This window comes from Cupriavidus sp. WGlv3, from assembly GCF_023952475.1.
GTDB classification, from domain to species: Bacteria; Pseudomonadota; Gammaproteobacteria; order Burkholderiales; family Burkholderiaceae; genus Cupriavidus; species Cupriavidus phytorum.
The window spans coordinates 37,657-63,537 of record NZ_JALHRX010000009.1; the positions used below are offsets into that span (position 1 = coordinate 37,657).

General features: G+C 69.5%; 26 protein-coding genes. 5 read left to right on the top strand and 21 right to left on the bottom strand.

The genetic code is table 11. The features are described from left to right. Positions 1–33 precede the first annotated feature (33 nt). Together MKD38_RS16210 and MKD38_RS16215 are read right to left on the bottom strand one after the other, a co-directional pair. A complete protein-coding gene (locus MKD38_RS16210) occupies positions 34–993 on the bottom strand; it encodes a LysR family transcriptional regulator (RefSeq protein WP_252678252.1) in 960 nt (319 codons plus the stop codon). A gap of 138 nt (positions 994–1,131) precedes the next feature. Continuing rightward, the gene (locus tag MKD38_RS16215; RefSeq protein ID WP_252678254.1) at positions 1,132–1,737 is read right to left on the bottom strand and encodes an SRPBCC family protein; all 606 of its coding nucleotides are present in this window, start codon (positions 1,735–1,737) and stop codon (positions 1,132–1,134) included. A gap of 539 nt (positions 1,738–2,276) precedes the next feature. On the opposite strand from MKD38_RS16215, the gene MKD38_RS16220 reads away from it, so the two are divergent. Beyond that, positions 2,277–3,569, top strand: a complete 1,293-nt coding sequence (locus MKD38_RS16220) for an MFS transporter (protein WP_252678501.1) — start codon at positions 2,277–2,279, stop codon at positions 3,567–3,569. A 324-nt stretch (positions 3,570–3,893) separates the two neighbouring features. Then, positions 3,894–4,880 carry a helix-turn-helix transcriptional regulator gene (locus MKD38_RS16225; RefSeq protein ID WP_252678256.1) on the top strand — a complete coding sequence of 329 codons (987 nt, stop codon included), beginning with the start codon at positions 3,894–3,896 and terminating at the stop codon, positions 4,878–4,880. Between the two features lie 100 nt (positions 4,881–4,980). Here the strand turns inward: MKD38_RS16225 and MKD38_RS16230 are convergent, their stop codons facing one another. From MKD38_RS16230 to sctV, 13 genes are all read right to left on the bottom strand, one after another. Continuing rightward, positions 4,981–6,015, bottom strand: a complete 1,035-nt coding sequence (locus MKD38_RS16230; RefSeq protein ID WP_252678258.1) for an EscU/YscU/HrcU family type III secretion system export apparatus switch protein — start codon at positions 6,013–6,015, stop codon at positions 4,981–4,983. Between the two features lie 26 nt (positions 6,016–6,041). Continuing rightward, the gene (gene sctT / locus MKD38_RS16235; protein ID WP_252678260.1) at positions 6,042–6,857 is read right to left on the bottom strand and encodes a type III secretion system export apparatus subunit SctT; all 816 of its coding nucleotides are present in this window, start codon (positions 6,855–6,857) and stop codon (positions 6,042–6,044) included. After that, on the bottom strand, positions 6,850–7,362 hold the full coding sequence (locus tag MKD38_RS16240) for a type III secretion protein HrpD (protein ID WP_252678262.1): 513 nt from the start codon (positions 7,360–7,362) through the stop codon (positions 6,850–6,852). Before MKD38_RS16240 ends, sctT begins: the two co-directional genes overlap by 8 nt. Further along, a complete protein-coding gene (locus MKD38_RS16245; RefSeq protein ID WP_025584982.1) occupies positions 7,359–8,741 on the bottom strand; it encodes a FliI/YscN family ATPase in 1,383 nt (460 codons plus the stop codon). The genes MKD38_RS16240 and MKD38_RS16245 overlap by 4 nt, the downstream gene beginning before the upstream one ends. Before the next feature lie 17 nt (positions 8,742–8,758). Then, positions 8,759–9,367, bottom strand: coding sequence for a FliH/SctL family protein (locus tag MKD38_RS16250; RefSeq protein ID WP_092315905.1), 609 nt, complete (start codon positions 9,365–9,367; stop codon positions 8,759–8,761). Further along, positions 9,349–10,203 (bottom strand): type III secretion system protein SctK, encoded by an 855-nt coding sequence (locus MKD38_RS16255; RefSeq protein ID WP_252678264.1) that lies wholly within the window; start codon positions 10,201–10,203, stop codon positions 9,349–9,351. Before MKD38_RS16255 ends, MKD38_RS16250 begins: the two co-directional genes overlap by 19 nt. Continuing rightward, entirely contained in the window at positions 10,200–10,997 is a 798-nt protein-coding gene (sctJ, locus tag MKD38_RS16260) for a type III secretion system inner membrane ring lipoprotein SctJ (protein WP_252678266.1), read from the bottom strand. Before sctJ ends, MKD38_RS16255 begins: the two co-directional genes overlap by 4 nt. Continuing rightward, complete coding sequence (locus MKD38_RS16265) at positions 10,994–11,464, bottom strand: hypothetical protein (protein ID WP_252678268.1); 471 nt, start codon at positions 11,462–11,464, stop codon at positions 10,994–10,996. Before MKD38_RS16265 ends, sctJ begins: the two co-directional genes overlap by 4 nt. 59 nt (positions 11,465–11,523) lie before the next feature. Continuing rightward, the gene (locus MKD38_RS16270; RefSeq protein WP_018007336.1) at positions 11,524–11,724 is read right to left on the bottom strand and encodes a hypothetical protein; all 201 of its coding nucleotides are present in this window, start codon (positions 11,722–11,724) and stop codon (positions 11,524–11,526) included. A gap of 105 nt (positions 11,725–11,829) precedes the next feature. Beyond that, a complete protein-coding gene (locus tag MKD38_RS16275) occupies positions 11,830–12,966 on the bottom strand; it encodes a type III secretion system protein SctD (RefSeq protein WP_252678270.1) in 1,137 nt (378 codons plus the stop codon). Continuing rightward, complete coding sequence (gene sctC / locus MKD38_RS16280) at positions 12,966–14,711, bottom strand: type III secretion system outer membrane ring subunit SctC (protein ID WP_252678272.1); 1,746 nt, start codon at positions 14,709–14,711, stop codon at positions 12,966–12,968. The genes MKD38_RS16275 and sctC overlap by 1 nt, the downstream gene beginning before the upstream one ends. A 56-nt stretch (positions 14,712–14,767) precedes the next feature. Then, complete coding sequence (locus MKD38_RS16285) at positions 14,768–15,034, bottom strand: EscS/YscS/HrcS family type III secretion system export apparatus protein (protein WP_018007333.1); 267 nt, start codon at positions 15,032–15,034, stop codon at positions 14,768–14,770. A gap of 1 nt (position 15,035) precedes the next feature. Beyond that, the gene (gene sctV, locus MKD38_RS16290) at positions 15,036–17,186 is read right to left on the bottom strand and encodes a type III secretion system export apparatus subunit SctV (RefSeq protein WP_252678274.1); all 2,151 of its coding nucleotides are present in this window, start codon (positions 17,184–17,186) and stop codon (positions 15,036–15,038) included. A gap of 203 nt (positions 17,187–17,389) precedes the next feature. Between sctV and sctQ the strand changes: the two genes are divergently transcribed. Then, positions 17,390–18,577 carry a type III secretion system cytoplasmic ring protein SctQ gene (gene sctQ / locus MKD38_RS16295; protein ID WP_252678276.1) on the top strand — a complete coding sequence of 396 codons (1,188 nt, stop codon included), beginning with the start codon at positions 17,390–17,392 and terminating at the stop codon, positions 18,575–18,577. Between the two features lie 43 nt (positions 18,578–18,620). Next, the gene (sctR, locus tag MKD38_RS16300) at positions 18,621–19,280 is read left to right on the top strand and encodes a type III secretion system export apparatus subunit SctR (RefSeq protein ID WP_012356083.1); all 660 of its coding nucleotides are present in this window, start codon (positions 18,621–18,623) and stop codon (positions 19,278–19,280) included. 108 nt (positions 19,281–19,388) lie between these two features. Here the strand turns inward: sctR and MKD38_RS16305 are convergent, their stop codons facing one another. The 3 genes from MKD38_RS16305 to MKD38_RS16315 all read right to left on the bottom strand — a co-directional run bounded on the left by MKD38_RS16305 (position 19,389) and on the right by MKD38_RS16315 (position 20,570). Next, entirely contained in the window at positions 19,389–19,775 is a 387-nt protein-coding gene (locus MKD38_RS16305; protein WP_252678278.1) for a type II toxin-antitoxin system VapC family toxin, read from the bottom strand. Further along, positions 19,772–20,032 carry a type II toxin-antitoxin system Phd/YefM family antitoxin gene (locus MKD38_RS16310; RefSeq protein ID WP_115713229.1) on the bottom strand — a complete coding sequence of 87 codons (261 nt, stop codon included), beginning with the start codon at positions 20,030–20,032 and terminating at the stop codon, positions 19,772–19,774. Before MKD38_RS16310 ends, MKD38_RS16305 begins: the two co-directional genes overlap by 4 nt. Before the next feature lie 88 nt (positions 20,033–20,120). Beyond that, the gene (locus MKD38_RS16315) at positions 20,121–20,570 is read right to left on the bottom strand and encodes a GNAT family N-acetyltransferase (RefSeq protein WP_252678280.1); all 450 of its coding nucleotides are present in this window, start codon (positions 20,568–20,570) and stop codon (positions 20,121–20,123) included. On the opposite strand from MKD38_RS16315, the gene MKD38_RS16320 reads away from it, so the two are divergent. Next, entirely contained in the window at positions 20,536–22,011 is a 1,476-nt protein-coding gene (locus tag MKD38_RS16320) for a phytoene desaturase family protein (protein WP_252678282.1), read from the top strand. The two genes, MKD38_RS16315 and MKD38_RS16320, sit on opposite strands and share 35 nt — an antisense overlap. A gap of 70 nt (positions 22,012–22,081) precedes the next feature. Here MKD38_RS16320 and pgaD read toward each other — a convergent pair whose 3' ends face one another. From pgaD to pgaB, 3 genes are read right to left on the bottom strand one after another with little or no spacing between them, the layout of a single operon-like run. Further along, positions 22,082–22,519, bottom strand: coding sequence for a poly-beta-1,6-N-acetyl-D-glucosamine biosynthesis protein PgaD (gene pgaD, locus MKD38_RS16325; protein WP_252678284.1), 438 nt, complete (start codon positions 22,517–22,519; stop codon positions 22,082–22,084). Next, positions 22,516–23,853 (bottom strand): poly-beta-1,6-N-acetyl-D-glucosamine synthase, encoded by a 1,338-nt coding sequence (gene pgaC / locus MKD38_RS16330; protein ID WP_111517398.1) that lies wholly within the window; start codon positions 23,851–23,853, stop codon positions 22,516–22,518. The genes pgaD and pgaC overlap by 4 nt, the downstream gene beginning before the upstream one ends. Continuing rightward, complete coding sequence (pgaB, locus tag MKD38_RS16335; protein WP_252678286.1) at positions 23,850–25,868, bottom strand: poly-beta-1,6-N-acetyl-D-glucosamine N-deacetylase PgaB; 2,019 nt, start codon at positions 25,866–25,868, stop codon at positions 23,850–23,852. The genes pgaC and pgaB overlap by 4 nt, the downstream gene beginning before the upstream one ends. Positions 25,869–25,881 lie beyond the last annotated feature (13 nt).

Consider the following 25,881-nt stretch of genomic DNA (forward strand, 5'->3'; position numbering starts at 1 on the left):
TTTCGGATCGAGCGCGATAAAGGAATCCGATGACTACGAGCCCGCGTGGGGCGCCGCCGGTGCCGCCGCGGGCGCCTGCACCGGCACCGCCATGTCCTCGCCCACCTCGGCGCAGAACTCCGCCACCACGCCGGTGGCCAGCCCGACGATCGACTCGTTGACCTCCAGCCCCGCGCCGATGCGCCACGAGGCGACGATATCGAGCGCGGGCGGATGGTTCTCCACGTCGACCACCGACAGCGTGCCATCGGCCAGCTCCTTGCGCACCAATGCCGGCGGCACCGCGCCGATGCCGAAGCCGTCGCCGATCAGCCGCGTCATCGCCGCCACCGAGTTCACGCAGTTGATGCGCGGCGAGGCCACGCCGTTCAGGTGGAACAGGCTCAGGATGTCCTGGTGCGGGCGCGAGTTCTTGACGAAGGTGATGACGCGCTCGGCGGCCAGTTCGTCGAGCGAGGCATAGGGCCGGTCACAGGCGGAGCCGGTGGCGACGATCCAGCGGATCGGGTAGCGCGCCAGCTCGACATTGCGCACCGTCTCCAGCCGCAGCAGGTCGGTCTGGAAGATCACGTCGAGATAGCCCTTCTGCAGCTGGTCGCACAGGTTCAGCGCGGCATCGGCGGTCAGTTCGATCTCCAGCGCCGGGTAGGCCTGCATGGCGCGCTTGACCACGGTGGAGAGCCAGGTATGGATCACCGAGTCCATCGCGCCGATGCGCACCCGCCCCGCGATGGCGCGCGAACGGTCCAGCGACTGCCGCATATGGTGCATGGTGTTCACCATCTTCTCGGCATACTCCAGCACGCGCTGGCCCTCCGGCGTCAGCGTGACGCCGCGCGAATCGCGCAGGAACAGCTTGACCCCCAGGTCTTCCTCCAGCACCGCGATGCGGCTGGAGATCGAGGCCTGGGTGCTGAACAGCTTCTCCGCGGTCAGCCGGAAGCTGCGCAGGCGGGCGACCCAGACAAAGGTTTCGAGAAAGCGCAGGTTCATGGGCGATGGGGATGGGCTGCCGCTCCGGCGTCAGCGTGTCGAGCGAAAGAATCTACGCGATGACACGGTGGCAAACAAGCGTTTGACAGCGGCGCTCGGTAGCGTGGCCCGCTGCAGTGCGGCATCGACGCGCCGCGCTCACGCGCCCAGCGGCGACGGCTGCGACGGCGTCGGCGGCTGGCGCGGCGGGATCAGTGCCGGGCCGCGCGCCGCGTCCTCTTCGGCCTCATGCTGCGCCGCTTCGGCCTGCGCCTTCATGCGCTGCAGCGCGGCCAGCAGGTCGTCGCCCAGCGCCTCCGGGTACTCCGCGCGCGCGCCGTCGGGCACGGCCGACGGGTCCAGCCACACCTGCCAGGTCACGCGCGTGGTGCCTACGTCCTGCCCCGGCGTGGCCTGCAGCCGCCCGCGCGTATGGCTGGAGAGCTTGCGGTAGCTGTACGAGTACGGCCCCTTGTCGGTCAGCACGTCGACCGCGGGCAAGCCGCCGGCCTGGTGGGCCATGCGCCGTACCGTGCCCGGGCTGCCGTTGCCCAGCACCACGCGGCAGTCCTTGTAGACGGTGTCCCAGTCCGGCACCGCGCAGTAGCCGCCGGCCAGCTGCCAGACGCGCGCCGGATCGGCCAGCACCTCGACCGAGCGCTCCACGGGGATCAGCTGCGCGTGCGCCGGCGCCTGCCACGCCAGCAGCAGCGCAGGCACGGCGAGCCGGAGCGTGGACAGGGTCAGGCGGACAAGGCTAGGCATCGGCAAGGCGGCACGCGCACGGTGAGGGCAATGGGTGCAAGCCTAGCCGAGCGCGGCGGCGTGTGCCATTACCGAAGGCTCGTAGCGCCTGGGGCTTGCACCACCCCGGCCTACGGGTTTCCGTAGGCCCGTGGCCAACCCGCATGCGCTGGCGCGCCGTATGCTTATGCCCTCGCGGGTCCGGGCCCGCGCGCGCCGCCGCGGCATCGGGGAAAACCCGCGGGCCGTGGCGATGACGCCACGGGCCGGAACGGCGCCAGCCGCGCATTGACGGGCGTTCAGCACAGGAATCAATTTTTCTTATCGGCTGCCGCCCGAAAAACTAGTTGGACGCCGGCTACCGGGCCTTTCAAGAATGCAGTCAGCGGGTGCACCGCGGGAGGCGCTGCAAGCCCGCACCGCCGCGCCATCGACACGCGCCAGCGGTAGCCGGCAATGCCTGCCGGGACCACAAGGCAAGCGCCGCGTACCGCGCGCCCCTGCCAGGGCCGAGCCAGACATACCAAGACGAGGAATGCATGGAAACGCAGATCGGCAGTATCCAGAGCCCCCAGCCATCATCGCCCGCCAGCGCCGAGGCAGCACCGTCGCGCGGCTTTTTCTCCTGGTACCGCGACATCACCGCCAATGAGCGCCGTACCTTCTGGAGCTGCAAGGTCGGCTATGCGCTCGACGCCATGGACACGCAGTTCCTGAGCTTCGTCATCCCCACGCTGATCGCCACCTGGGGCATCAGCCGCGCCGACGCCGGCTTTATCGGCACCGCCACGCTGCTGACCTCGGCCGCGGGCGGCTGGGTCGCCGGCATCCTGTCCGACCGCATCGGCCGCGTGCGCACGCTGCAGCTGACCATCCTGTGGTTTGCCTTCTTCACCTTCCTGTGCGGGCTGGCGCAGACCTATGAACAGCTGCTGGTGGCGCGCGCGCTGATGGGCTTCGGCTTCGGCGGCGAATGGACCGCTGGCGCGGTGCTGATCGGCGAAGCCATCCGCGCGCAGGACCGCGGCAAGGCGGTGGGCATGGTGCAGGCCGGCTGGGCGGTGGGCTGGGGGCTGGCGGCGCTGCTCTATGCGCTGGTGTTCTCGCTGCTGCCCGCCGAGACCGCATGGCGCGTGCTGTTCCTGATCGGGCTGCTGCCGGCGGTGTTCGTGATCGTGCTGCGCCGCCTGGTCAAGGAGCCCGAGGTCTATACCGAGCACAAGGCGCGCGAGGCCCAGGCCAGCGAGAAAACCTCGTTCGCCGCGATCTTCTCGCCGCGCCTGCTCAGCATCACGCTGCGCGCGGCGCTGCTCACCACCGGCGCGCAGGGCGGCTACTACGCCATCACCACCTGGCTGCCGACCTTCCTCAAGTCCGAGCGCGGCCTGACCGTGCTGGGCACCGGCGGCTACCTGGCGATGGTGATCGTCGGCTCCTATATCGGCTACGTCACCAGCGCCTACCTGACCGACCGCATCGGCCGCAAGCGCAATTTCATCCTGTTCGCACTGGGCTCGATGACGATCGCGCTGGCCTATACGCACATCCCGGTCAACGACACCGTGATGCTGCTGCTCGGCTTTCCGCTGGGCTTCTTTGCCTCGGGCATCTTCGCCGGCATGGGTGCGTTCCTGACCGAGCTGTTCCCGACCAGCGTGCGCGGCTCCGGCCAGGGCTTCTGCTACAACGTGGGCCGTGCCATCGGCGCGTTCTTCCCGTTCCTGATCGGCCATGTCAGCCAGCAGATGTCGCTGGGCCATGCGATCGGCATCTTTGCCGCGGCCGCGTATGGCGTGCTGATCCTGGCGGCGCTGACATTACCGGAAACGCGCGGCAAGGCACTGGAGGCGTAGGCCGCAACATGACACCGCCGCGGCCTGGCGCCGCGGCTCGTGCAGACCACAATAACAATCACGGCAGCCCCACGCCGGGCTGCCCAGTTTTCTTCCGGCGGGAATCGGGTCAGCAGTATGTCGGGCTTGCCAGCTCGACGGCAGTGCAGCGCAGCCGCGATACGCGCTGGCGATGGCCAGGCTCCGTGCAGCATCGGCGGACCGCCACGACCGGCACGACGCCCCGCGCCCCGCAATGCCGCCGCGCAGGCCAGCCCCATTTGCGCGCGTGGACCGGCTCACAAGGCCGTGTTCGCACGCCAAGACTCGTTGTCGGAGGCCTACATGATCAAAGATGTGGAAGTCGTGCCGTACCGTGACGCGGGGGCGTCCGGGCATGGCACCGCAGCAACCACCGCACGCCCCACGGCCCGCCCGGCCACCGCGCCTGGCAGCGCCCCGGCACTGGTGGCCAACAACGGCATCAAGGTATTCGGCGAGCGCCACCTGGTGCCGGTCAGGCAGCGCGTGCGCCACGGCGCCACCCCCGGCCTGGTGACCGCGCTGCAGGCCGAGCCGACTCACGAAGGCCGCAGCGCCGTGATGCAGTCCGCCATCCGCGCCATCGGCTTCGACTGGCTGGGCTATGCCACCGCCGCGCATGTCGGCGGCCAGCTGCAGCCGCGCACCTTCTTTGAAAGCTATTCGCCGCCGGGCTGGCGCGAGCGCTATTTCCGCGAGCGCTACTACGAAATCGATCCGCGCACGCCGCAGCCGGGCACCTTCTGCCTGCCCACCGTGTGGGATGCCGATGACCTGGCACAAACGCCGCTGGGCAACGTGCCGCCACTGCGCCGCCGCCGCTTCCTGGAAGACCTGCGCGACGCCGGCGTGCGCAGCGGCATCTTCCTCAACCTGCCGATGCCGGGCAACAGCGAGTTCGTGCTGATCAGCTTTATGTCGGGCATCGAAAGCCGGCGCTGGATCGGCGATTCGGTGGTGGGCCAGGCGCTGGCGATGGGGCTGGCGCTGCATGAGTTCCTGACCTGCCACGTCGAGATTCCCGCGTTTGCCGGCCGCCATCGCGAAGGCCTGTCCGACGTGCAGCGCGATATCCTCGCCTGCCTGGCGCAGGGCCTGTCGGACAAGGAGATCGCGCGGCGCATGGACATGTCGATCTTTAACGTCGACTACCACATGCGCCGGCTGCGCAGCCACTTCGGCGTGCGCAACCGCGTGCAGCTGGCCAGCGCGGCGACATTGCTGCGGCCGCCGGGGGCACCGCTGTCGGTGGACAGGGACAAGGACGCGGCGGGGGTGATTGCGGCTTAGTTTTCGCTATCGGGTTAGCTTTGGCTCGACCGACGGTGTACTCCCTCTCCCGCAAGCGGGAGAGGGAGCAAATCCGCAGCGTGGATATTCCCACCCCACCTCACTCCCCCTTAGCCCACCGCATCAACTCCGCCACCCGCTCGAACAAGGTCTGGTCGATATACCGGTCCAGCGGCACGTTCAGGTACAGCCGCTGCGCCAGGTCCGAATCGAAGGCCGACGGCACCAGGTAGTCCGCCGCGGCCTGGCGGATGCGCGCCGCCACCTGGCCGCTGCCCTTGGCCACCACCCGCGGCAGCGTGCCGGGGCCGTCGTAGCGCAGCGCCACCGCGTACTGGGTGGAGTACACCACCGCGGTCGACACCCGCACCCGCTCGCTGACGCCGAAGAATGCGGCCTCGAAGAAGGCCGCGCGACGGCGCCCGGCCATGATCGGGTCGCCCTGGGTCTCCTTGTATTCGCGGCGGTACTCGTCGACGCTCATGCGCTGGCGCTTCATGAACTGGTGGCGCTCGTGCACGTAGTCCACCACCGCCATCACCAGGTAGATCACCGCGGCCCAGCAGCACATGCGCAGGATGATGTAGGCGACCAGCAGCAGGATTTCCGCGGGGCGCGCGTAGCCGGTGCGCACGCCGTCCTCGATCGCGCCCAGCGCCAGCACGTAGACAAGCCCCGCCAGCAGCAGGATCTTGACCAGGATCTTGGCCAGGTTCACGAGGTTGCGCACGGCGAACATGCGTTTCAGGCCCTCGGCCGGGTTCAGCCGCGCCAGGTCAGGCTTGATCTGCTCGAACGCCACCAGCGGCCCCACCTGCAGGAACGCGCCGACAATGCCGCATACCAGCGCCAGGCCGACGATCGGCAGCACGCCCATCAGCAGGAAGCGCGCCGCGGCCTCGCCCAGCACCAGCATCTGCTGGTCCGCCAGGTGCTGCGGCACGCTGCCCATGGCGCTATGCCACAAGGCCTGGAACAGCCGCACGAAATAGCGCCCCAGCAGCCACAAGCCGGCCAGCACGCCGAGGAACACCACCGCCGAAGTGACGTCGCTGCTGCGCGGCACCTCGCCGCGCTTGCGCGCCTCGTCCAGCTTGCGCCGGGTTGCCTCGAGGTTCTTTTCGCTGTCGCTCATTGGGTATCGATATGCCGCCGCCGGTGCTAGCGCGCCGCGCCCCGGCGCAGCATCTCGATCAGGATATTGTCCGGGCGCAGGAAGCCCTGCAGCGTATCCACCATCACCGCCAGCATCAGCACCAGCATCAGGAACGCCACCGAGATCTTGACCGGCTGCGCGAACTGGAACACGTCGAACTGCGGTACGAAGCGCGCGATCAGCGCAAAGCCCAGCTCGACGATCACCAGCAGCAGCAGGATCGGCGCGGCCAGCTTGACCACCCACGAGAACAGCGTACCGGCGTAGAGATTGGCAAAGCCCATCGACGCCAGCGACATCTCCGGCCCGAACGACATCACCGGCCAGAACGCGAACGACTCCACGATCACCCCGGTCATGGCGATAAAGCCGCCCAGCGCCGCGAACAGCGCGATGCCGAAGTGCGACAGCAGGTTTTCCATGGGCCCGTCCTCCTGCTGCGTCACCGGGTCGAAGAAGGTGGCGTTGCCCGAGCCGGTCTGGAAGTCGATCAGCTCGCCGATCATCTGCAGCGCCACGAAGAACAGCCCGAACGCCATCCCCAGCAGCAGCCCGATAAAGGCCTCCTTGAAGATCAGCACCAGCCACAGGCCACCGGCGACGGCGTCCAGGTCGATGCGCGCGCCCGGCGACACGAACAGCGCGATCGCCAGCACGATGCCGTTGCGCACCACCCCGGGGATGGCCTGCTGCGACAGGAACGGCAGCACCGTAAACGCCGTCAGCAGGCGCGGCATCACCATCACGATCGGCATGATGACCTCGCGTCCCCACTGGAACAGCAAGGCGGGATCGAGCAGTTCGCCCTGCATCTCAGGCATGCCGCGCGTCGTGCCGATCAGCGTGCCAGGCGCGCGCCGCGGCTTCGTCGATGGCTTCGTCCTCGCGCCGCCCGGCGCCGGCGCGCAGCGCGCGGCGTTCGCGCAGCGCCAGTTCGCGCGCGCCGTCCAGCCGCGCCTGCGCGCGCAGCAGCGCGCGGCGGGCCTCGTCGAAGGCGGCGCGCCGCCGCGCCACGTCGTCGAGCACCGTGGCCAGATTGGCATTGGCCCGGGCGATGCGGGCATCGAAGGCGCTCTGCCAGCCCTGCGCATCGAGCAGCCCCGACACCGACACCCCGCCCTGCGAGGCGCCCTGCCGCAGGCGATCGATAAACGCCGCACGCTCGGCCAGCGCGGCCTGCACCGCCTGCTGCGCGGCCTCGGCCTGCTGCAGCCCTGCCATCACCTGCGCGCGGTGGTGCTGCAACGCGCGCAGCGCGTCTTCCTGGCGGCGCTGGCGCACCGCCTCCAGCTGGCCCAGGCGCGGGTCGGCGCCGCCGGCCGTCATCGCGCGGCTCCCGCAAGCGGTGCGGGCTCGCGCACGCGCAGCGCCTGCGCCAGCTTGTCGACGGCGCCGGCAAAGGTATCGAGCCGCGCCGCCGGCTGCGCCAGGTAGGCGCGGATATCCGGCATCGCCGCCACGGCGGCGTCGGCGACCGGGTCGGCGCCGGGCCGGTATTCGCCGATCTGCAGCAGCAGCTCCAGCTCCTGGTACCGGGCCAGCAGCTGGCGCAGCCGCGCCGCGTCGCGCGCATGCGCGCCGGCCACCACCTGCGGCATCACCCGGCTGACTGACTGCAGCACGTCCACCGGCGGATACTGGCCGGCGCTGGCCAGCTTGCGCGACAGCACGATATGGCCATCGAGGATGGAGCGCACCTCTTCGGCGATGGGGTCGCTGTCGTCCTCGCCTTCAGTCAGCACGGTATACGCCGCGGTGATCGAACCCTGCACGCCGGTGCCGGCCCGCTCCAGCAGCTGCGGCAGCATCGAGAACACCGACGGCGGATAGCTGCGCCGCGTCGGCGGCTCGCCGCTGGCCAGGCCGATTTCGCGCTGCGCGCGCGCCAGCCGCGTCAGCGAATCGACCAGCAGCAGCACGCGCCGGCCCTGGTCGCGGAAATGCTCGGCGATCGCGGTGGCGGTATAGGCGCAGCGTACGCGCTCCATCGGCGAGCGGTCCGAGGTGGACACCACCAGCACCGTACGCGCCATGCCGTCGGGGCCCAGGTTGTACTCGATGAACTCGCGCACCTCGCGGCCGCGTTCGCCCACCAGCGCGACCACGTTGACATCGCTGGACGCGCCCCGCGCCAGCATCCCGAGCAAGGTGGACTTGCCCACGCCGGGCGGCGCGAAGATGCCCACGCGCTGGCCCTCGCCCAGCGTCAGCAGGCCATCGATGGCGCGCACCCCGGTGGCCAGCGGCTCGCGGATCAGCCGGCGCGTCAGCGGGTCGGGCGGCTCGTTGTCCACCGGCACGCGCGCCACGCCGTCGAGCGCGCCCTTGCCGTCGATGGGCTCGCCCAGCGCGTCGAGCACGCGGCCCAGCAGCGCGGCGCCGGCCGGGCACTGGTGGCCGTGGGCCGACGGGATGACCTCGGTCAGCGCCGACACCCCGGTGGTGCGCCCCAGCGGCGTGAGCAGCGCGGTCTGCTGCACGAAGCCGACCACCTCGGCCAGCAGCGGCGGCTCGCCGGGCGTGACCAGCTGGCACAGCTCGCCCACATGGGCCTGGATGCCGGTGGCGTTGATCAGCATGCCCACCGCCTTGCTGACGCGGCCGCGCATCGCCACCGGCGTGAAATGCTCGAACGCGCGTTCCAGGTCGGCGGCGGCATGCTGTAGCGCGGCTTCGATATCGGTGGCGGGGAGTTCGGTGGACATGATTGTCAGCCTCAGAGTCAGCCCGCGCGGAGCCGCCGCGCAAAGGCTTCGAGCTGCGCCTGCAGACCCACTTCCATGGTGCCCGAGGGAGTCTGGATGCGACAGGCATCGGGTTCCAGCCCGGGCTCGACCACCACGTTGGCGCGGCGCGGCCACTCCTGGGTCTCGGCCAGGCGGTCGAGCAGGCTGCGCACCGCCTGCTCGCGGCCCAGCGGGATCTGGATGGTGATAAAGGGCTCGGCGCGCACCAGCGCCTCGACGCGCTGCAGCGCCACCTCCAGGATGATGTCGGGGTCGAGCTCGCCGGCAATCTGCTGCACCGCCTTCATCACGATCTCGGCCATGGTGCGGCGCATCGCGCCCAGCTGGCGCTCAGCCTCGGCGGCGGTGCTGACCTGCGCCGCGGCGTGGTCGGCGTGCGCGCGCGCCCAGCCTTCGCGGTAGCCGTGCTGGCGGCGCTCCTCGGCCTCGCGCTGGGCTTCGGAGCGGATATGCATGGCCTCGCTGCGCGCGGATTCGATCACCGCGGCGGCGTCGAGCAAGGCGGCATACTCGGCCTCCTTGAGCACCTTGCGCTCGGACAGCAGCTGCAGGTTTTCGCTGGTGATCAGAAAAGCCAATGCCATGCCGGGAACCGTTCGGGGATCAGGTTGAGCAGCAACAGCTCGCGCAGCTGCGCGGCCTGCGCCGGGGTCAGCGCTGCCGGCGACAACGCCGCCAGCCGCAGGGGAAACTTGCGCTGCAGCGCCTGCAGCAGCGGCGCCGCGTGCTCCGCGTGGGGCGCCGCGGCGGCCATGAGCCCGCACAACAGCCGATAGCCGCGCTCGGCCATCAGCCGGCCGGCGCCGGCCGGATGCGCGCGCAGCGGCGCCAGGTTCATCGGCAGCGCCGGCAGCGCCGGCACGCGCTTCAGGATAAAGGCGACGGCGTGGCGATCGAGCCGGCGCGCGGCGCGGCGCATCGCGCGCGGCGCGCTGCCGATCAGCGGCGCCGCCAGGGCACCGGGCAGCGGCGCGATGCTGTCGGCCAGCTGCGCCGGCAGCATGCGGCGCTCGCTGGCAAAGCCCGCCTGGTGCACCGCCAGGCCGAGCCACCACGCCAGCAGGCGCAGGTCGCTGCGCGGCATCAGCACCAGCCGTGCCAGCGAGGGCGGCGCCTCGAGCAGGAGGTGGATCACGGCGTCACGAGCGGCGTCCGCGCCGGCCAGGCCCAGCGGCTGCGCCAGCACGTCGGCGGCGGCGGGGCCGAAGCGCCCCGCGCGGCGCCACGCCAGCGGCCAGTCGGCCGGCAGCCAGCTGGGATGCAGATGCGTCAGCGGCCGCTGCAACAGGTCCGCCACCACGCGCGCCAGCGCCGGATCCGGCAACGCCGGCGGCGCCGGCGCCAGTGCGGCAGCCAGCGCGCCGGGCAGGTAGGCGCCAGGCGCGGCCTCGGCGGCGGCAACGGTGGATGGCGCCGTCAATTGGCGCTCCGCGGCGCGCCGCGCCGCTGCGGCCAGCGCAGCACGCCGCGCTGCCATGCCACCACGGCCGCCACGGCCAGTGCAATCGCCACCGCCGCGCCGACCGCGATCGCGGCGAAGCGTCCGACCGCAAAGCCGGCCGCCGGCCTCGGTGCGCCCGCCTGCGGCGCGAACGGGCGCGCCTCGACCAGCGACAGCGACACGTTGTCGTGGGTCACCCCTTCGATGCTGTGCGCCACCATGTCCTTGACGGTCGGCACCAGCAGGCGCAGGTCGGTATCGGCGCGGTGCTTGATGAACACCGCCGCCGACGACGGCCGGATCTTGTCCGAGAGCGGATCGGTGGCGGGGATCACCACATGCACGCGCGCGGTGACCACGCCGTCGATATTGCGCAGCGTTTCCGACAGCTCCTGCGACAGCGCGAAGATATAGCGCATCCGTTCCTCGGTCGGCGTCGCCACCAGTCCCTGCTTCTGGAACACCTGCCCCAGCGAGGCAAAGCGTTCGCCCGGCAGGCCTTCGCTGCGCAGGATCTCCAGCGCGGCGGGCAATTGCGATTCCTCGACGCGCACGCGCCACTGACCCTCGCCCGTGCCGCCGCTGGTGTCGGCGCGCGCCTTTTCCGCATCGATGCCCTCGGCGGTCAGCGCGGCCAGCACCTGGTTGGCCTCGGGTTCGTTCAGCGACGCGTACAGGTCGACCTTGCATGCGGCCAGCGCCAGCGCCATCAGCGCCGGCGCCAGCCGGGCCGCGCGCGCAAGGCGCCGGCACAGCGGTGGCGTGGGCATCATTGCTGGTTCTTCAGCAGGCTGTTGAACAGGTTGGTGCCGGCGCTGCCGATGCTGGAGGTCACGTGGATCGACGAGAACAGCTCCAGCGACTGCGTCTGCAGCAGCATGGCCTGGTAGACCACCTCGCTGGTGCTGCCCTGGTAGATCGACGCGAACATGCCGTCGCGCAGTTCCTGCAGGCGCGCGGCCTGGCGCGCCGATTCCTCGCCGGCCGAGACATAGCTGGCGCGGATGGCGTTACCGAGCGTGGTCGAAGTGGGGTCTGCTGCCTGGCTCACGTGCGCGGTGCGCGAGCCATCGGCGGCGCGGCCCTGCTGGACCATCTGCGCGAACTGCCGGGCATCGGCCGGGTCGGGCTGCGCGGCGGGGGCCGCGGCCGGCGACTGGTGCGCGGCAACGGTGGCGCTGTCGGGCGCGGCGCCGGCGGCGGTGGTCGTGGCGGCTATGGCGGCGGTCGGGTCCATCATGGCTCTCCTTGCAAAGCGTTGGGCGCCCCGGCAAGCCGGGGCGCATGGCATGCCTGCCGTCAGTTGGTGCGCGAGGTCTGCTTGACGTCCTGCATCGCGCCCTGGACCAGGTTGGCCTTCTGCGTGTTGTGGGCCATCTCGCTGCTGACCACCGCGTTCTGGCGCGTCAGCGTGTCCTGCAGGCCCAGGATGTTCACCGAGAACTCCTGTGCTTTCTGCTGGATTTCCTGCATCTTGGCATTGAGGTCGACTTCAGCCATGACAATCTCCTTCAGGTAGGTTGGCGTCATACACCTGCCCTCCGGGGGCAAGCGGCATCTGCGCCCGCGGGCGCAAATCCTGTGGCACGGCGCGCGCGTGCGCCGTCATCGCCGTGCCTGCGGCGGCACCGGGCTGTCCTTCAGCACCACGCCGTCCGCGTCGATCCGTTCGATCTCGGCGCCGTTCTTCAGCACCGCGCCTTCGAAATAGCGCGCGCCGTTGGCCAGCTGCACCGAGCGCGTGCCGTTGCCGTCCTCGGTGATGCTGACCACGCGCGCGGGAAACACGCCCTGCCAGTTCTCCATGTGGCCGTCGCGCACCTGCCGGCGCCGGCTGTCGGCGGTCTCGCGGTAATCGATCTTGTCGGACACCAGCACGCCCGGGTGCAGGTCCTCGATCACGCGCCGCACCTTGTCGCGCCCGTGCACCGGGTCGGCGGTGCCGCTCAGCAGCACGCGGCCCTGGCCCTGGTAGGCGATGCCCACGCCGGGCTCGTCCAGATAGCGCTGGATATGCTCGATCAGGTCGTCGGCCGAACGCACCTGCTGCTGCACGCCGCGGCCGAACGGCGCCAGCGCCTGCACGATGCGCTGCCGGTCCACGCGCGAATTGACGAAGCCCTTGACCGTGACCGTGCCGTTGGGCAGCGACACCACCTCCAGTTCCGGATACGCCGCCACGGTCTTGCGCACCGCCGCGGGGTCGGCCTGCTGCGTGCGCGGCGCGAGCCCGCCGTTGGCATAGGTGGCGGCGAGCCAGCCGGCCCCGACCAGCCCCACCACCCCGGCCACGCCCAGTGCCGCCAGCAGCGCGCGCCCGGGCCGGCGCCCGTCTTGCTGCTGTGCGTCGGCATCGCGCGCGGCGCGCCGGCCGGATTCGGCCCAGGCAAAGAGCGTGTCGGTGGCCTCCGACACGCCCGGCTGCGCCCGCAGCAATTCCACGTCGAGCGCGCCGATGGTGAGGATGTCGCCGCCTGCCAGCGCGAATGCGCGCTGCGTGGTGGCGCGGCCATTGACGTTGACCGCGGCCTCGCCGACGCGCTCGGCCGATACCGCCAGCTCGCCCACGTTCAGCACCAGGTGGCGCGGCTGCACCTCGGCGCCGGGCACGCTGATGTCCACGTCGGCCGCGGTGCCGAGCACATTGGCGCCGCGCCGCAGCGTGACCTGGCGGCCGTAGACGTCGCCGCCGAGAAAGCGCAGCGTCCAGCCGGAAGCGTGAGAATCGCGCAGGTCCGCCATCAGCTCATCCCCGGGATCACCAGGCGCGGCGTCAGCAGGTAAAAGCGCTCCATGTTGTTCTGGCGCTTCTCCTGGTACTTGAACAGGTTGCCGATGATCGGCACGTCCTGCAGCAGCGGCACGCCGGACGAGGCGTTGATCTTTTCTTCGGTGGTGTAGCCGGCGATCAGCAGGCTCTTGCCCTCTTCCACCATCGCCTGGGTGGTGATGGAGCGGCGCCGCACCACCGGAATGCGGTCGACGGTCTCGCCGGACAGGTTGCCGTCGGCGATGTCGATGGTCAGCATCACCGCGCGGCTCTGCTGTTCGTCCACCACCAGCGGGGTCACGCGCACCGCCGTGCCGGCGGTGACGTTGAACAGGCCCGCATCCTGGAAGCCGTCGACGCGCACATAGAATTCCTGCAGATTCTCCAGCGCGGCCTCGGTATTGTCGAGCGTCAGCACCTTGGGCCGCGCGACGAAGTTGGCCTGCCCGCGCTCGGCCAGCGCCTTGACGCGCGTGAGCAGGTAGCGGGTCACGTCGCTGCCGATGGCGCCGGTGAACTGCAGGCCGCTGCCGATGGTCGCCGCAGTGGTGCCGGCCTCGTTGGCGAGATTGCCGAAGCTCAGCCCGGCGTTGCCGTTGCCGCCGCCGAGCTGCAGGTCGACATGGGGCGTATGCAGGCGCCAGTCGACCCCCAGGCTGTCCAGGTCGGCCTGGCTGATGTCCATGATGGTGACCTCGATCTCCACCAGCCGCGGCTTGACGTCGAGCGATTCGATCAGGCGCCGGTACTGCGCCATCTTGTCCGGGGTGTCGCGCACGATCACCGCATTGAGGCGGGTATCGGCCTGGAACTGCGGCAGCTGGCCGCTGCCCCAGTTGTTCTGCATGCCAAGGCCCAGGCCGACGCCACCGCCGCCCCTGGCGTCGAGCATCTGCGACGGGTCCGCGCTCGGGATGCCCCCGCCACCGCCGCCCTCGCCCATGCGCAGCTGGGCCTGGCGCGTGGCGCCGCGGCTGGTGCCCAGGCTGGGGCCGGTGCCGGTGGCCAGCGTGCGGTTGCGCCCGTACAGGTTGCGCAGCACCGTGACCACGCCGGGCACGGTCATCTCCTTGCCGGCGCGGTTGATGCGGAAGTCCGAGGCCCACGAGTACTTGAGCGGGAACAGCTGGATCTCGGCGCGCTCGTCGGCGATGGAGCGGTCGTCGACCGCGCGCACGGCGGCGCGCACGGTCTCGACGTAGCGCTTGGGCCCCGACACCATCAGCGTGCCTTCCGCATCGTTGATGGTGATGGGATAGCGCGAGTCAGGCACCTGCATGCGCTCGAGCGAATCGCGCAGGCGCGGGCCGGAGCCGCGCGCGATCGGCAGCACCTCGCTGCGCGCCTCGCTGGCGACGTCGATATAGAGTAGCGAACCGTCGTAGTAGTAGGTCAGCCCGAACATCGAGCACACGCTCTTGAGCACGTGCTGCGCGGATTCATTGAACTTGCCGCTGATGGTCCCTTCGACCTTGGGATCGATCACCGCGGTGGTGCCCTGCGAGGCGGTCAGCTCGCGCAGGAAGTCCGCCAGCCGCTTGTCGCTGGCCGAGGCCTGGAACGGCTTGTTGGGCCAGCGCAGGTCCGCCGCGCGCGCCGGCTGCGTGCCGCCCAGCAGCGCGCATGCCAGGCACAGCAGCCCTGCAGCGGTGCGCCATGCCGGCAAGCGCGTGGCGCGGCCAGTCGATCCGTGTTCCCCGTGGTACCCCAGCATCATGTCAGTTTGCTTGTCCGTTGTTCCTGCGTGGTTGCCTGCGCATCGCTTCCGCCTCGTTAAAGAAAGGTCAGCATGGTTTGCAGCGCGCGCTGCGCGAAGCGCATCACCTCGCCGCCCAGCCAGCCGCCCAGCAGCACCAGCGACACCAGCACCGCGATCAGCCGCGCCGAGGTGCCGATGCTCTGGTCCTGGATCTGCGTCACCGCCTGCAGCACCGCCACCACCAGCGCCACCAGCGTGCCGATCAGCACCACCGGCAGCGTGACCCACAGCACCACCAGCAGCGCCTGGCGCGTGATGTCGAGGATGGTGTCGGCGCCCATCTCACTCTCCGGCCGGGTTCTGGATCCAGCCCACCGGCACCAGCGTCACGTCTTCATCGACCTCCTGGTACGACAGCACCGGGATGCGCGGCGCGACTGGCTCGATCAGCCGCTTGATATAGCGGCGCACGTCGACGCTGACCACCACCACCACGCGGGCGGCGCCGGCACCGCCCGCCGCGCCCGCCTTTTCGGCGGCCTGCTCCAGCAGCACGCGCAGCTGCTCGCGGATATCGCGGGTGACGTCGTGGCTGAGCAGCAGCAGGTTGCCGCGCGCGGCCTTCTCGATCGCGCCCTGCACGCGCGCTTCCAGCGCGGGCTCGAACAGCACCGCGTCGAGCGAGCGGTTGGCGCCGACATGGCGGCTGGTGATCAGGCGCCCCAGGTCCACCCGCACCAGCTCGGTCAGCGCGATCGCATCGGTTTCCTTGGGGGCCCAGGTGACCAGGCTCTCGAAGATGGTGCGCAGGTTGCGGATCGGCACGCCCTCCTGCAGCAGCCGGCGCAGCACGTCGGTGACGCGCTGCAGCGGCACCACGCGCGCCAGCTCCATGACAAGATCCGGCGCTTCGGCCTGGATCACGTGGATCATCGATTGCACGTCCTGGATGCCCAGCAGCGGCGCCGCATGCTGCTTGATGACCGCGCCCACGTGCACCGCCAGCACCTCCTCGCACGACAGCGTGCGCACGCTGTCGGCGGCGCCAGGCTCGGCCGGCACCCACACCACTTCCTGGAACGGGCCGAACGGCGCGCCGGCCTCGGCCACGCCCTGGTCGACACGTGCGCGGGCACCGGGCTCCAGCAGCCGCTTGCCGGGGCGCAGCACGCCCCCGGACGCCACCACGTCCTGCACGCGGATGGCATAGGCATCGCGCTCGGCCAGCGCGCGGTGCTGGATGCGCAGCCGCGGGAACACCATGCCGAGTTCGGCCTCGACTTCGCCCTTGGCGGTGGTCATGCGCTGCTCGAACAGCCGCAGGTCGATACGCCCGCGCAGCGCCTGGTCCAGCTCCAGCGCCAGCGCCGGCGCCACCGCGGCCTGGGTGCCGGCCGCCGCCGCGCCCTCGTCCGCATCGGCCATCTCAATCCAGGTGACGGTGCCGGTGCTGCGCTGCGCGCGGCGCAGCAGCAGGTAGCCGCCGCCGGCCACCACCAGCGCCATCAGGCCGAAGGTCCACTTGGGAAAGCCCGGCACCACCACGAACACCGCAATGGCCAGGCCCGATACCACCAGCGCCTTGGGCTGTGCCAGGAGCTGCTTGCCGATGACCTCACCCAGGTTGGGCGAGCGGGTGCGTTCTTCATCGGACGAGACCCGCGTGATCACCACCCCGGCCGCGATCGAGACCAGCAGCGACGGGATCTGCGACACCATGCCGTCGCCGATGGTGAGGATGGCGTAGCGCTGCAGCGCCTCGCCGATGCTCATGTCCTTCATCAGCGTGCCGATGGTGATGCCCGCCAGGATATTGACCAGCGCGATCACCACGCCGGCGATAGCATCGCCCTTGACGAACTTCATCGCCCCGTCCATGGCGCCATGCAGCTGGCATTCCTGCTCGAGCGCGCGGCGGCGCTCTTGCGCCTGCCCGGCGGTGATGGTGCCGGCGCGCACGTCGGCGTCGATGCTCATCTGCTTGCCCGGCATCGCATCCAGCGCGAAGCGCGCCCCCACCTCGGCCACGCGCTCCGAGCCCTTGGCGATGACGATGAACTGCACGATGGCGATGATCAGGAACACCACGCCGCCGACTACCACGTTGTTGCCGACGATCAGCTTGCCGAAGGTATCGATGATGTGGCCCGCGTCGGCATGCAGCAGGATCAGCTTGGTCGAGGCAATGTTCAGCGACAGCCGGAACAGCGTGGTGAACAGCAGCAGCGACGGGAACGTCGACAGCGACAGCGCCGACGGGATATAGGTGGCGACGATCAGCAGCGTCAGGCTCATGCCCAGGTTGATCGTCAGCAGCAGGTCCAGCAGGAAGGTCGGCAGCGGCAGCACGAACAGCGCGATCACGGCAAACAGCAGCAGCGTCAGCGCCAGGTCTGCCTGGCGCGACGCCGCCGCCGCCATCTGCTGCAGCCCCGGCGCGCCCGGGCCGAGGCCGCGCGGGAACGCTGGGAGGTTTGCCGGGAGTTTCGCCATCGTCCTTGCCGGTGGGATCAGTGGGCGCAGTGTATGGCCGGCCCCGCACAGCGACCAGTACCGAGGATTCGTAGCGCGCGCCGCACATCCGGCCTGCACGGCCGGCGCCGGGCGGTTTTGCGCGCCGGCCTACAAGGCCTCGTAGTGGACGTGGCTGCACCCCGCTGCTTATCGTTGCGTCTCGAGCAACCGAGCCTCCCAACATGTCTTCCGTCCTGCCTCGCCCTGGCCGCGACCCGTCCGCCCAGGCGCCCGCCGCGGCGCCGCCCGGTCACGCGCGCGTGCTGGTGCACAGCGCCGCGGCGGCGGCACGGCTGGCCACGGCGGGGCTCGATACCACCCCGGCGCTGCCGCATATGGAGCCCGATACCGCGCGGCTATCCGGCTGGCTGGCCTGCCGCGCGGCCGCCGTGCCGGTGCGAGCGGGCGGCCAGGACTGGCAATTGCGTTTTGTCCCCGCCGATCCGGAGATCGCGGCGCGGCCCGGTGGCGGCTATGCCTTCACCTTTGGCGCCAGCCACGGCGTGCTGCACTGGGATGTGGCCAGCGAACGGCTGCTGCTTGCGGCGCCCGGCGCCGCCGAAGCGCTGCCTGCGCTGCTGCGCTACGCGCTGATGGCGGACGCGCTGGCCGACGCGGTGGCGGCACTGGGCCATGCCGTGCCCGACGCCTTCAGCTGGCAGCCCGATGCCGCCCGGGCGCAGGCAGTGGCTGCGGCACATGCATTTGGCTTCGAGCTGCGGCGTGAGGCATCGCCGGCGCGGCTGCGCGGCACCCTGCAGCTGGACCGGCCCGAGCGCCTCGCGGCGCTGCCCGCCGGGTTGCCCGCGCCGGCACCGGCGTGGATGGAGCGCCTGCCGGTGCCGCTCGCGGTGCGCATCGGCACCACGCGGCTGGCGCTGGGCGAGATGCACGGCATCGAGCCCGGCGACATCGTCGGCATCGACGACTGGCATTCGCAGGGCAGCGCGCTGGTGGTGCGCTGTACCACCGGGCGCCACGGCCCGGACTGGACCGCGCTGGCCGAAGGCCGGCGGCTGGTGGTACAGGCCGGCGCCGACAGTACGGATGTTTCAAACGGAGCGCATATGGAAGAGCAAGATCCCGCACGACAGGCCCAGCCCATGCCCCATCCCGACGCGGCGCAGCCGACGCTGTCGCGGCTGGACCGCCTGGAGGTGACGCTGCGCTTTGAGGTGGGCGACGTCGCGGTGCCGCTGGCCGAGCTGCGCGCGGTGGCACCGGGCTATGTGTTCGAGCTGCCGCAGCCGCTCAAGCAGAGCGAGGTGCGCATCGTCGCCAACGGCAACCGCATCGGCACCGGCACCCTGATCGCGGTCGGCAACCGGCTGGGCGTGCGCATCACCACCTTTGCCGGCGGCGACGCATGAGTCGCGGCAGGCCGCCCTCTCCCGTTCTGCCCGGGTGCATGCGATGAACAGCGGACTCTACAATCCGGTCCTGATCCTGACCATCATCCTGACGTTCGGCATTGCGCCCTTCGTCGCGCTGATGGTGACCAGCTATACCAAGCTGGTGATCGTGTTCGGCCTGCTGCGCGCCGCGCTGGGCCTGCAGCAGGTGCCGCCGAACATGGTCCTGAACGGCATCGCCATCATCCTGACCGCCTACATCATGGCGCCGATCGGCTCCGACGCCTTCGACGCCATCAAGCGCCGCGCCGACGCCAACGCCGCCTTCAACGTCAACGACGTGGTCACCGTCTACGACGCGGTCAGCGGCCCGCTCAAGGAATTCCTGGTCAAGCACACTGAGGAGCGCAACCGCACCTTCTTCGTCCAGTCCGCCAAGCGCATCTGGCCCGAAGGCCGCGCCGACGACCTCAAGTCCGACGACATGATGGTGCTGATCCCCAGCTTCACGCTGTCCGAGTTGACGCGGGCCTTCCAGATCGGCTTCGTGGTCTACCTGGTATTCGTGGTGGTCGACCTGATCGTCGCCGCCATCCTGCTGGCGCTGGGCATGTCGATGGTGGCGCCGACCACGATCTCGGTGCCGTTCAAGCTGCTGCTGTTCGTGATGCTGGAGGGCTGGACGCAGCTGATCCAGGGGCTGGTGTTGTCGTATCGGTGAGGGTGGGTGCCGTCGCTCTCATCCCACTGGGACTGTGACGAGTCAGGGACGATGCGTACGAAGCCAATCCTTCAGGGCGTCATTCATCCGCGCGCCGCGCTGGACTCGCTATACCACTCTCGACACCGGGTGGTAGCCCGCCATTTTCGCGTCGGCCGTCAGCAAGGTCATGCCTTCGCTGAGTGCCTGGGCCACCAGCATCCGGTCGAACGGGTCTTTATGCTCCGCGTGCAGAATGAGGCCGTCGAGCGTTCGTGGGTGCTGTTTGCTCAGATCCAGGCTCTTGTAGCCGCACAAATCGAACACCGCAGATGCCTGTGTCGCCGTAACCGGAAGCTTGCCAAGCGAAGCTTTGATGCCGATTTCCCACAGGCTGACCACGGAAACAAAGATCTCGTTGGCCGGATCCGCGATGACTTGCCGGGCGACGGCCGGCAATTGCGGGCTGGCCAAGGCAGCCCAAAGCGCGATATGCGTGTCGAGCAGAACTTTCAACCGTGTTCTCCCAGAAAGAGCTTGCCGACCTCCTCGTCGCTCTCGTTGAACCGGTCAAGCGTCAGATCATCGAACGCATCGCCAAGAAGCGCCCTGCCTCCACCGATACGTTGCGACTGCGGCGACGGAACCGGTACCAGTTGCGCAGCCGGTTTGCCGTTGCGGGCAATGATCACGACCGATTCCGCGCCCGACTCGACCGCGTCGACCAGTCGGGAGAGTTGGCTCTTCGCGTCATGCATGTTGATCGTCAGCATATAGCCTCCTAGCTAGGAAAGTTAGCTAAGTATAGCCCAGGCGAACCCGATCCGAACCGTGTGCTCGTGCCCCCATCCTGCTCCGGAGCTAGCTTTTTACGTCAAATGACTCGTGATACTTGACCACGCCCGAGGGCACGTGCGGGCCGAACGCTATGGCTTGAAAGTACTCTGCCGGAACCCCGGGTAGTACGAGCGATGACTGTGTCGAGAATCCAAAGCGGGAATAGTAGGCCGGTTCCCCCAGTACCACGCAGCCATGCGCGCCGGACTGTTTCAGGCGATCCAGGGCCGCACGGATGAGCTGCGAGCCCACCCCGATGCCTTGATGAGCAGGCAGCACCGATACCGGACCAAGTCCGTACCATTGCGCACTTCCGTCTGAGATGTCGACCGGGGAAATGGCGACATGGCCGACAACTTGGCCGGACAGTTCCGCGACAAGCGAGATCTGCGACTGTCCCGCGGCCCTCAGGGCCGTGATGATCAGTTGGAAGTCGTTGATGCGCGCAAGGAAAGAAGTTCCCACGGTGGTCATCGGGGCCGGGCTGTCAGGATTGGCCGCTGCGCTTTCGCTGTCTCGTCGGGGCATCCCGGTGATGGTTGTGGAGGCGCAGCAGAGCGGGGGCGGATGCTGTTCGACCGAGGTTTCCGACGGATATACCTTTAACAATGGCGCGGTATACGTGGCCGTGCCTTCATTGCTTCATGCCGCCTTCGGGCGCCTGGGCCTGAGCTTCGATGACGAAGTCGAGCTCATCGGCATAGCAAAGCCCCACGCCACCTTTCTGGACAATGGCACCGCAGTGCACCTTTCAACCGCGGAGCACTCGTACGTGGACGGCGCCGACCACAACCGCCGCACGCAGGCGCTTCGAGACGGGCTCGCCAGGCTACGGGACGATTGGCGTCCGATCTACGGAACCCTGGTCCGCGACGTGCTGCCGGAAGAACCGTCGCTGCTACGTACGATCGGCAAACTCTGGAGGCACCTGCCGCGAATGGGCGGGCACGTAAACGGCCTGATCGCGTCCTATTTTCCGGATGGGGATCTGCAGGCTGCCGTCGCGTCCACGTTGCTCTACACGGGGCTCGCACCCGACCGGCTGCCCTCGACACAGATCATCGGCTTGCTGGCTTTGCTGGAAGAAGGCTTTCACCTGCCGCGCGGCGGCATGGGCGCCATTAGTGATGCGCTGCTGCGAGCCTTGCGGAGTCAATCCGTCTCGGTACGTTTCGGAACCCGCGTCAAGGAAATCGTCGTCAGCGACGGCCGGGTGCATGGCGTTGTGCTGACCGACGGAGAACACATCCCGGCCTCGCACGTCGTCGCCACGTGTTCCGGATTGGGTGTCGTGAAGAACCTGCTGCGTGCCGCCGACGTCCCGCGAAACCTGGCCGCAAAGGCAGATAAGGCGCCGTTGTCACACAGAGCCATCTCCATCCAGATCGGATATTCCGGTGCTGCGGCAGCCGACGCGTTCATCGTCAACCATGTACCGGCGATGGAAAAACAAGGCGCCATGCACGTTCTGAAACCCGACGTCCCGCAATGGATTTCGTACACGCAGCCAACGCGGGTTCTGCCGGAACTGGCACCTGGAGGCAGGCATGTCATCGAGTTGTACGCGCCCGCCAGCGATATTCGCTCGGTATCCGAATGGAATCCGGCATGGAGCGATTCGGCAGTGGAGAGATACCTGGACGCGTTGCGGAAGCGAGTGCCGGGCATGGCCATCGAAACAACCCGCGTGCTCGATCCGCAGGACTTTGCCCGGGAACGACAACTGTATGAAGGTGCGCTGTATGGAATTGCCCCGGGTTCGCCACCCCACCGATTCCTCCCGCATCGGACACCGATCGGCGGGCTATACCTGGGCGGACAAACCACGTTCCCGGGCTATGGCGTGCCGTCGGCAATGCTGTCTGGCATACAGTCCGCGGAGTCGCTGGTTGCGGACTTGTCTCGGTCGAGCTGACGTCATTGGCCAGGGAGCGCCGGCTGGCATCAGCCTGGAAGAAGCCATGGACTACGATGCCTTGGGCTGGTCACGACACCACCGCCCTCACCTCCGCCACCTCCCCCTCATGCGTGTGGTCCACCACCGCCACCTTGGCCAGCTGCAGCGCCCGTACGCGCTGCCCCGGCAGGCCGAAGCTGCGCGCCAGCTCGTCGATGCGCAGCGCGGGCAGCGGCTTGCGGCGGTCCAGGCCGGCGAAGCGATACTGGTTGTAGAGCGCCCATGACAGCAGCACGATGCCGTTGAACAGCCCCACCAGCACGTAGACCGTCAGCGTGCCCATGGTAGGCAGCAGCGCGGCCCAGAACGGTACGCCGGGGCCCGCGGAGGCTTCCTCCAGGATGGCGCGGATGCCGCTCGCGCCGAGGTAGAAGAAGCCGGCCCAGGCCAGCGCCGTGAGCACGGCGTCGAGCAGCCAGCGCAGGCGCGAGCCGCGGGTACGGATGATCATGCTTTCGGGTTTCATGACGACCTCATGGTGTGGATGCCCCGGTCGGGGCTGGTCCAGCGCGCACGCTGGCGCCGGGTCTTGAGCATGACCTTGGGAAAGGCCAGCAGCGTGGTCAGCATGCCGACCATCCAGTACGCCAGCGGATACCAGATGATCCAGTACAGCGTGCGCGCCAGGCGCGGCTCGTAGCGGCGGTCGATCAGCACGCTCAGGCCGAACTGCAGCAGGCACACCGCGGCCAGCACCATGCCGGTAAAGCCCGGCGGCATCAGCTTCTGGATGCGGATATTGGCCGGCAGCTCGACGAAATGCCCCAGCGCCCACAGCAGCAGCGACATGGCGAAGGCGAAGGCCCAGCCCGCCGACAGGCAATACTCCGCCATCAGCGGCCACAGCCGGCGGTGGCGCCAGATCCAGATCGAGCGCACGTTCTTCATGAACACCTCGGCCCCGCCCTGGGCCCAGCGCAGGCGCTGCTTGAGCAGGCCGCGCACGGTCTCGGGCATCAGGATCCAGCACAGCGCGCGCGGCTCGTAGAAGATCGACCAGTGGTCGCGCTGCAGCTTCCAGCTGATGTCGATGTCCTCGGTGATCATGTCCAGGCTCCAGTAGCCCACGCGGTCCAGCGCGCGGCGCCGGAACGCGGCGACCACGCCCGAGACGGTGAAGACCTGGCCGTAGACGCGCTGGGTGCGCTTGATCAGGCCGATGATCGACGAGAACTCCCCTACCTGGATCCGCCCCACCAGCGTCGAGCGGGTGCGGATGCGCGGATTGCCCGTGACTGCGCCGACGCGTGGATTGGCCACCATCGGCGCGACCAGGTAGGCGGCGGCGTCGGGATCGAGCGCGGCATCGCCGTCGATGCAGACCAGGTATTCGCCGCGCGCGGCCAGCGCGCCCATGCGCAGCGCCATGGCCTTGCCCTGGTTGTGCGCCAGGTGCACCACGCGCAGGCGCGGGTGGCGCGCCGCCAGCGCGTCGAGCAGGGCGCCGGTGCCGTCGCGCGAGCCGTCGTTGATGGCGATCACCTCGAAGTTGCGGTAGCGCTGCGCCAGCGCCGCCAGCAGGGTTTCCTCGCCGTTCTTTTCCTCGTTGTAGCACGGCACCAGGATCGAAATGAACGGCTCGCCGGGCACCTCGGGCGCCTCGCGTTCGGCGCCCCAGCGCCACTTGCGCTCCCAGTGCCACCAGAAGTACAGGCCGCCGGCGATCCACAGGCCGGACATGAACAGCGGATAGAAGAACACAAAGGCCAGCAGCAGGTCACCGGTGGCAAGGGCGGCCAGCGCGAACGGCAGCGCCAGCGCAAGGCACAGGATGACCAGGGCAAACAGTCGTTCGATCATGGTGCGGGGTACCAGGCGTTGGACAGCGCCGGCCGGATCACCTCGAGCCGGGGCTGGTTGTTGTGGAAGTCGTCCGGGTAGTAGCCGAAATTGCGCGCGCCGCGGCGCTGCAGCCGCTGCATCCAGCCGGCCAGCACCGCGCTGTCGACCGGACGGGCCCCAGGGGCGCGCCAGTCACGGGCTTGCAGCTCGAACACGGTGCGCCGCAGCGCGCCCGGGCGCTGCGCGATGATGTCGACCATGCGGTCGAGCCATGCGTTCTCCTGGCCCGCCGGCACCTGCTCCATGTATGGCATCGCCATCGGCGCGGTCCAGTCGTAGGCGGCAAGAAAGTCGTCCAGGTTCTGCGCGAACCACGCTTCGCTGTCCGGCTGCAGCACCGGCAGTGCGAAGATATTGCGCGCGGTCTTGATGGCGGGCCCGCGCACCTCGCGCACGCGCGCGGTCAGCTCGTGGGTAAGGTCCACCAGCGCCCGGCTCTTCATGCGCGTCCAGCGCTGCATCTGCTCGGGGCTGGCGCGCAGCTCGGCGATCGAACCGGGCAGGCCCGCGGCGCGATACGCGGCCAGCGCCGGCGCGCTGGCATCCTCGAAATCGCCCAGCAAGGCGTCGTCGTGGAACAGGATGCCGTCGAAGAAGGCGTGGCGTGCCAGGTCCTCATACAGGTCGCCGATGCGGGCCCGCGCCACCGGGTCGAACGGCGACAGGCGCCGGTACTGCTTCGGGTCGACCGCCGCCGTGCCGGTGGCCGGATCCCAGCGCGCCACGCGCGCCAGCGACGGGTCGAGGTCGAAGCTCAGCACCGGCATCCACGCATACACCTTGACGTTGGCGCGGTTGTCGAGCTGCCACGCGACCCGGTTGAACAGGTCGGCGCGCACCGGCAGCCAGCGGTTGGGGAAGTACACCGACCTGATCAGCCCGTCGCCGTCATCGTCGGAGAACGCCTGCAGGAACACGGTGTCGATCTTCAGGTCGGCGATGCGCTGCACCAGCAGGCCCAGGTTGCGTTCGACCTGGGCGGGATCGGGATCATAGACATAGTCCAGGTCCACGTGCGCGACGCGCATGCCGTTGGGCTCTTCCATCGCGACCACCGAACGGGCGAAGCCGCGCAGGCCGGGATCGTCACTGAGCAGCAGGCGCGCGCCCGACATCATGCGGTCCACCGTGGCCAGGCCGTCTTCCAGCGTCAGCGCCATCTGGTAGCCGTTCTCGGCGACGATGCGCAGCGCCGCGCCGCCCTCGGCGCCGTACGGCCAGATCCACACGCGTACCGGCTTGCCGGTGACGGCGCGCACCTTGGCGGTGATGCGGGCCACGTCGGCACGAAGGCGCGCCTGCTGCGCGGCATCGCTTTCATAGCGGCCGGTGCCGGCATCGAAGGCGCGCACCGCCGCGGCCGGCTCGGTATTGCCCTGCGGGTTGGCGCGCACGCCGTAGTGCAAGGCATCGGTGTGCGCGCCGATTTCCACCAGGCCCGATGCGGCGATCTCGCGCACCTGCTGCCAGTCGAGCAGGCGCTCGCGGGCCGTCGGCGTGCCGCCGAAATCCACCGGCTGCCCCGGCGGGGTATCGAGCCAGCTGCCTACCGGCGCCAGGACGGCCGGCCAGCGGTAGGCCTTCAGGATCGGCAGCACGCGCGTGTAGAAGCTGCGGTAGCCGTCGTCGAAGGTCAGCAGCACCGCGCGCTCGGGCAGCGGCGGCCCGCCGCGGCGCGCCGCCAGCACCTGGTCGACCGAGACCGCGCGGTAGCCGTTCTCGCGCAGCCAGGCCAGCTGGCCGACCAGGTGGTCGGTGCGCACGCTCAGGTAGGCCTGGTCGGGGTCCTTGTCTTCGATGTCGTGATAGGCCAGCACCACCACATGGTTGCGCGGCCACGGCTGCTCGGCGGCCGCGGCCGGGCGCTGTACGGGAGGCGTGAACACCGGGATGTCCTTGGCGCAGCCGGCCAGCAGGCACGCGGCCAGCACCAGCCAGAGCAGGCGGCAGGCGCGCCGCAGGGTTGCGTTCATGGCTTGCATTCCT